Raw genomic sequence first — 6,705 nt, 5'->3', positions numbered from 1 at the left:
CATCGTCGCGTCGGGGTGTTTTCGAGTTTTGTCATCGATTCAAAGGATTCGTTTGAAAATTTTTAATCACGATGTCCAGCACGTTCGCACGGTACTAGGCAAAGTTCCCGGGGCAATGCTTAACGCCGTGAACGATTTTCTCGTAGCTACCTTCGCCAGAAGGTGGTGATTCGCATTTGCGCGGCAACCAACCACGCTCTGGCGAGCGTAGCTACGGAACGCAATGCCGTGCTTTGTCGTCTCCAAATGCTTCACCGCATTACAAATTTAGGTGTGGCTGGACTCGATCTCTTCGATGATAATCGTTCGTGGACGCGGCAAGCGTCCGTGAATTCGCTTGAACGCTCACCCCCCTTTCAAAACCTCAGAAAATCAAGCCATGGATCTCCTTCGACGGTTCTCGAAATCATCGCGTATTTGGGCCACTTTGTTGTCGTTTGCGTGCGTCTCTACCGCGCTGGCCAATGAACGCCCCAATATCATTTTCCTGATGTCCGATGATCAGAGCTTTTATTCGCTTGGCTGCTACGGCAACGAGGACGTGAAAACGCCCAATCTTGACCAATTGGCCGCCGACGGGATGGTGTTTGACAATCACTATGATACGACCGCGATCTGTATGGCCAGTCGTGCGAGTGTGATGACAGGGATGCTGGAATACAAAACGGGCTGCAATTTTGATCACGGCCCGATGACGCGGGACAAGTGGCAGCAGAGCTACCCCATGTTGCTTCGCGCCAACGGTTATCGCACCGCGTTCGCGGGTAAATTCGGGTTCGAAGTCGTCGATACGCCGGAGTCCAAGAAATTGCAACTTCCCAGCGACGACTTCGACGTGTGGGGCGGCGGCCCAGGGCAAACGAGTTACAACACTCGGCAAAACAAATCGATGGCGAAGTACGCCGATGAGTATCCGCACTCGACGTTGTCCTACGGCGCCTTCGGTCGCGACTTTGTTCGTGATTCGGCTGCGAAGGAGCAACCGTTTTGCTTGTCGATCAGCTTCAAGGCCCCTCACATGCCGGCGACACCGGATCCTCGATTTGATGATGTCTATGCCGGAAAGACATTCAAAAAACCTGCCAACTTTGGTCGTGAACACGGCACCCACTTTTCCAAACAGAGTCAACAAGGACGTCAATACGAGCGGTTTCATTCGTGGCACTACTCGGACGATTATGACAATGTGATGGCAAAGTACCATCAACAAATCTACGCTATCGACGTTGCGGTCGGGATGATTCGGGATGCGTTAGAAGAGCATGGTGCCAGTGACAATACCGTGATTTTCTATACTTCGGACAACGGGTTTTTGTGTGGCTCGCATGGCTATGGTTCCAAGGTGCTGCCGTACGAAGAAGCGTCACGCGTGCCATTGATCGTTTACGATCCTCGCCATTCTAATCGTGGGAAACAGTTGCGAACCGATTCGTTGACGGGCAATATCGATTTTGCGCCAACCATTCTTGCATTGGCCGGCATCACGCCGCCCCGCAACATGGATGGACGCAGTCTGATCCCGATCCTTGATGATCCGGCAGCCGACATCCACACTTCGCTACCGTTGATCAACGTGTGGGGGACGCCCGCAACTCAATCGCTTGCGATCGTGACCAAAGACATGAAGTACATTTACTGGGGTTACGCCGGAGACGGATTCTCGCCAACGGAGGAACTGTATCACACGCGAAAGGATCCGCTGGAATTGGTCAACTTGGCCAAGAACCCCGAGTACAGCGAAGCGATGAAATCAATGCGAGCCGGTTATGACCAAGCGGTGGAAAAGTGGAAGCAGGATGCGGTGCCCTACAACCGCTATCAAGAGTACGGCGTGATCTTCGACCGCCACGCCCCCTGGGCCGAAAAGGCAAAACGTTTGCGAAGAGGCAGGTCGCGGGAGTAAGCGGCTGGCTAGCAAGCGGCATGTTTTCGGGCCGAAGGCCCAGCGATTTGCCTAGCCCAGGCCAGCGGCCTGGGAATCCGTGTCCAAGAACGCTAGGTAGGGCCAACGGCCCGGCCGTTTATACGCCTCAATCCCACACATATCGTTCGTCGATTTCTATATCATGCCGTTTACAAATCGCCCGAAATTCATCCTGGAACGACAGCTTGTCGTGATGTTTGTTTTGGTTGCGTATGTATTCGTCAACCTCACCACGTTTGGAGTGGCTGACTGAAAAAACGCCATAGCCTGATTGCCAAGAGAATTGTGAAGTCCCACCCACGGCGGTTTTCGCCCACTTGGATGTTTCGGTTTTGATGTTCTCGACGAGTTTCGCAATACTGATGGTTCTTGAAAGCCCAATCAGAAGATGAACATGGTCGATGTGTCCTCCCACGCAAGCATTCACACATTTTGATTCTTTGACGTGGTGGGAGAGCATGCGAAACATATCTTCGCGGAACGGTTCGTCCTTTAGAAACGGTCGACGTTCTTTGGTTGAGAAAACGAGGTGGATCCAAACTTGCGAAAGTGATTGAGGCATTGGGCAAACCCTGGATTAGCGATGCAAACTGCCGGGCCTTTGGCCCTATGGAAGTATCTTACAACCATTCCCAGGCCGCTGGCCTGGGCTAGGCAAACGGATGGCCCTTTGGGCCGAAGAGGGGACTGCAAGATTAGTGGATTCAGTGACACCTTCCTCGCATCGACCGCCCTGGCAACTCCCCCTCTATCGCTCGTTAAAAATCAACCGGGTTTGGTCGGCGGGGATCCAGCACTCGCGGCCGTCGGCTAGTTCGATGTTTAACCAATCCGCTCGACTCGTTTTTACATCGAACTCTAACCCGTCATGCAGCGGTTCAAAAAACGCCGTGTCATACGAATACGCCGGGCCTTTGCGACCAAACGTTTCACCGACGATCACCACGCCTTCGCGTCCCGATTGAATGTCGGCGTAAACCGCGGTCCCCACCATCGCTGCGACGCTGGATGCAGCTAAGATCACCACCGCCGTCGTCGTCAGTGTTCGGTAGCGAAGATGTAGGAGCAGCAAACTCAGAAACAATGTCCAACTGAGGACCAGCGCTGCGCAGATCCATCGCAGCGGCCAACGCAGGAAACGGTCTGCGCGGACATCGTCGATGGCATCGACCGCCAACGCCCGTGCGGCTTTCAAGTTTTCGCGGACCTTGTCGTCAAACGGTCGATACACCTGTGCTTGGCGATAACATGCGATCGCTCGGCCAAGCTCGCCTGCTTTGAACCATGCATTGCCGGCGTTGTACCACGCGTGCCCTCGTTGTCGAGCGTCGCCAGCAGCACTCTCGAACTTTAACGCCGCTTGCTTGAACAACGATTCGGTTTCTGGCAATCCAGGATCCGAGTGGATGGCTTGGTCAAAAAGCACTTCCGCTTCGCTCCACTCGGATGCGACCGCAGTCAGCGGAGTTGCGCAGAAAACAATCCATGCGAAAACCGAAAGACGGCGGAGTTTTGCGAACAGTCGACTCGCGACCCCGTTGAGTTCAGGAATCGAGGCGGTTGATTTCTGTGACGAAAAATCGGACCTGTCCGCAACGGCATGGGTTTTCGCGATCAAGTCGATGTCGGATTGTGAAAGCTCAATCTCACGCAGACGATTTTGAGTGTCCTGGATCGTCCAAGCGTTCGGCGGCACCGAGAATCCAGTGGCCAAAAATCGCAGAAAAGCTTCCCACTTTTGCACGCTCCCCTCGGGTTGCCGAAGCAACTCGTGATACGCGGCGACTTGTCGTCGGTAAACCGGGTGAGTCGCACGACGCCGTCGCTCGCGGACCCATGGCACAACGAAGGCAAACAACACGGTCGTGGAGATCATCCACAGCCAAAAGTAGTCTGCCAAAATTCCAATCGCGTGATTCAAAAATGGACTCATGATTCCTGGTTGTGCGTTGTGCCAAACCCCTTCGGGTTGGTCGGTCAGAGTTCGCTCGGCGAGGAGCGATCGTACTTCGAAAAAGTCTCGTCCGTCATCCGCAAGTACTTTTAAAGGAATCGCTGCGGTTTGGATGAAGCGATATTCGCCCGCGTCTGCGTCAAAGACTTGGATTCGCAGCGATGGAAACGCGGTGATGTTGGTGGTCAACGGACGCACACGGATTCGGAAACTGGTTCCATCGGGATGCCACGTTCGCCCCATTTCGCTCGAGACGTGGAACCGTCCCCGCAAACTCCGCTGTAACGATAGCGGTGGAAGTTCGAGCATGCCGTGCGGTGCGTCGCTATGCACTCGGACGTCGATTTGCAGAACTTGCCCGACCGTGATCTCATCGGTTGCCGACGTGACATCGATCTTGCATGGGGTGAACAATCCGCTAAACCATTCCGAGCGATGCTCCGATGGCAGCGGAAGCACGCGGACCGGTGTTCGTTCGGATTCCACATAGACTCGCTCGTATGACTTCAGCGCCGAAAACGGCTCGAACAATCCATTGTTGTAGTAGGCGGCATAGGGAGCGAACGCGCCTTCGGGCCTCTTCAGCAGGGCACACTCTAAACGAGTGGGGCCAATGTTGACCGTGTTGGGTTCATGGAAACGAATGAACAATGGAAACTCGACCGTGCCGAACAAGGCTGGTTTGTCGTCAGGCGGCACGCGAGGAACAATGATGCGTCGGCCGCCGATCGGCATGCCCATCTGCAGTTCTTCGGGGGCAGTGCAGCGAGGTATTACTACCTCGGCATCGTTGTTTCGAAAAATGTCCGGATAACATTGCAGTGAGCGAAATCGGTTTGTCTCCTCCTGGCTCGACCATTTGACATTCACTCGCATCGGTTCACCGACGTAAACCGATGTTTTTTCTGGTCGAAATTCAAACTGCATGTTCGAACTCGGTTGGGGGACGCTGACCAGGAATTGCGTGGGCAAAGTACGGTAAAGGTGAGTTGCCGAGCGGAACTCGAGCGATGGAAAAACCGACACCCCCGGATGCTGCGGGACAAATCGAACCACCGCCTCGGGTTGGCGAAGATGTGACGTGGAGGGGGCGTTCAGCTCCAAGCCGACAAACGCAATATCCTTGTCATCCGGCGGCAACGATTCGGGTTGCTCCACCGCTTCGGGGAATTCGATCACGGCCGTCGCCACCACATCGGTGAACCAGGATTGCTCTTTGAGTTTGATCGGGATTTCGACGACTTCGAGTTCGGTCTCGGTCGATGGTGCATCGGTCGCTGGTGCCATGGTCGATGATACTTGGGCATCCGCATCTTCATTGTCTAACTGCGCACCGGCAACGTTCGCAGTGGCAAGAGCCAAAACGATTCCAAGCGTCCTCAACCATTCGATATGCCATCGACGGCTCACCAATCTTTCTCCACTTTGCCTTGGTTGCTCTTGGCTCGCTGTTGTTGGCGAAATTGCAGACTGCCCTGCTCTTGCATCAAAATGTCTTCCACCGAATAGTTGGGGACCGGCAACGGTTGCATTTCTCCGCCGCTGGCAAACTCGCCTTCCCCTTGCATCGACGACATCATCGCTTCGTCGGACTCGCTCGATTCCATCATGTCTTCGTAGGACTCTTCATCGTCCCAGTCGCCCTCGTCCGAGTCTTCGGAGCTGTCGCTGGCCAATAGGTCCAGGATCTCTTGGATCTTGCGAATGGCGATCTGTTGCAGGTCGCGAGCATTCGCCCAGCGGCTCCATTGCCGTAGCGGTTCGACCGCCAAGTCTTGGGCCGTGATCGCTTGTTTCATCAGCCTCAGTGGCTCTTCCAGTACGCTGAGCGGTTGCGTGTCTTCGGACGGAACCGATTGCGACATCGCTTGGTCAAGAGTCTGCATGGCCGCGTCGATCGCCATTCCTTCTTGATGCAATTGCCGCTGCTGTTGCGAGAATTGTTTGGCATCCTCGGCCGCCGTTTCCGGTTCCACTTCCGACGACTGCGCATCCGGCGGATTGCGACGTCTCTGGCTTTGGCTGTTCGGCCGCTCGGGAACGTCTTGGCGAAGTTTGGCCTGTTTTCGTTGCAGTTCCTGAAGCAGCTCGATCAAATTTTGCAGTTGTTCTTGCAGTTCCTGCTGACGCTCATCCTCTTTTTCGATTTGCTGTTGCAGCAGAGTGATCCAGTTTGCGGTCGGATCGAGTCGCATCCTCGCACGCTCGAGTTTGGGTGACATCCGACACGCATCCAGAAAACACGTCTGGGCTTGCTCGACGTTCGACAAGGCGGATCTCGGTTCCGCATCCGCGTCCTTGGCGGCTAGATCCAAGTAGCACAGCCCTTGGTTGAATCGCAGTGCCGCGGTTTGCTGAGCCGAGATCTGTCCGGCTACGATGCTCGATTCGATCGCGTCATAGATCTCCATCGCATCCGCCGTCCGGCCTGCGGATTGTAACCGAACGGCCTCGGCAAATTGCGACGCTACGCCGGTTTCCTCGGCCGACAATGATGGCGTAGTTGCGACGCTGATGGCGGCAATGAAAAGCAATGCAGCAATTTGCTGCACCGGAAAACGTGTACGAGTGCGTCCGTGCGAACGATGCTGCCACTCGGCGATCAATAACATCGCTAACGCCAGCCCCATCAGCGGGAATCCAAGCTCTTGATAGGTAACGTAGGTGTCGCTTCCCCCGACATCCGCGATGGGTTTCTCGCTCGCGTATTGCCAATACAGACCAGCCAGATCAAATGCCGACGTTCCTGCCGAGACGTAGGTGGCGTCGCTCGCCAAACGAGCAAGCTCTCGAAGTCCGCTTTCGTTCAATCGCGTCGTGACAAATT

General features: G+C 54.9%; 4 protein-coding genes. 1 reads left to right on the top strand and 3 read right to left on the bottom strand.

Going from position 1 to position 6,705, the window contains the following annotated elements:
- Positions 1–379 precede the first annotated feature (379 nt).
- Positions 380–1,903 (top strand): sulfatase, encoded by a 1,524-nt coding sequence (locus ABX962_RS26040; RefSeq protein WP_372723728.1) that lies wholly within the window; start codon positions 380–382, stop codon positions 1,901–1,903.
- Between the two features lie 127 nt (positions 1,904–2,030).
- Here the strand turns inward: ABX962_RS26040 and tnpA are convergent, their stop codons facing one another.
- The 3 genes from tnpA to ABX962_RS26025 form a co-directional block, all read right to left on the bottom strand.
- Positions 2,031–2,486 (bottom strand): IS200/IS605 family transposase, encoded by a 456-nt coding sequence (tnpA, locus tag ABX962_RS26035; protein WP_372723726.1) that lies wholly within the window; start codon positions 2,484–2,486, stop codon positions 2,031–2,033.
- Positions 2,487–2,672: 186 nt separating this feature from the next.
- The gene (locus tag ABX962_RS26030) at positions 2,673–5,288 is read right to left on the bottom strand and encodes a hypothetical protein (protein ID WP_372723724.1); all 2,616 of its coding nucleotides are present in this window, start codon (positions 5,286–5,288) and stop codon (positions 2,673–2,675) included.
- The coding region (locus ABX962_RS26025; RefSeq protein ID WP_372723723.1) for a VWA domain-containing protein at positions 5,285–6,705 on the bottom strand (1,421 nt) is incomplete at its 5' end. The genes ABX962_RS26025 and ABX962_RS26030, both read right to left, overlap by 4 nt.

The organism is Novipirellula sp., from assembly GCF_041583735.1.
GTDB lineage: Bacteria > Planctomycetota > Planctomycetia > Pirellulales > Pirellulaceae > Novipirellula.
This window is presented reverse-complemented; position numbering and strand designations above follow the sequence as displayed.

What these genes read in the sequence shown, in the direction of transcription:
- ABX962_RS26040 (WP_372723728.1), top strand. Translation starts at nt 380, where the DNA reads ATGGATCTCCTTCGACGGTTCTCGAAATCATCGCGTATTTGGGCCACT.
- tnpA (WP_372723726.1), bottom strand. Translation starts at nt 2,486, where the DNA reads ATGCCTCAATCACTTTCGCAAGTTTGGATCCACCTCGTTTTCTCAACC.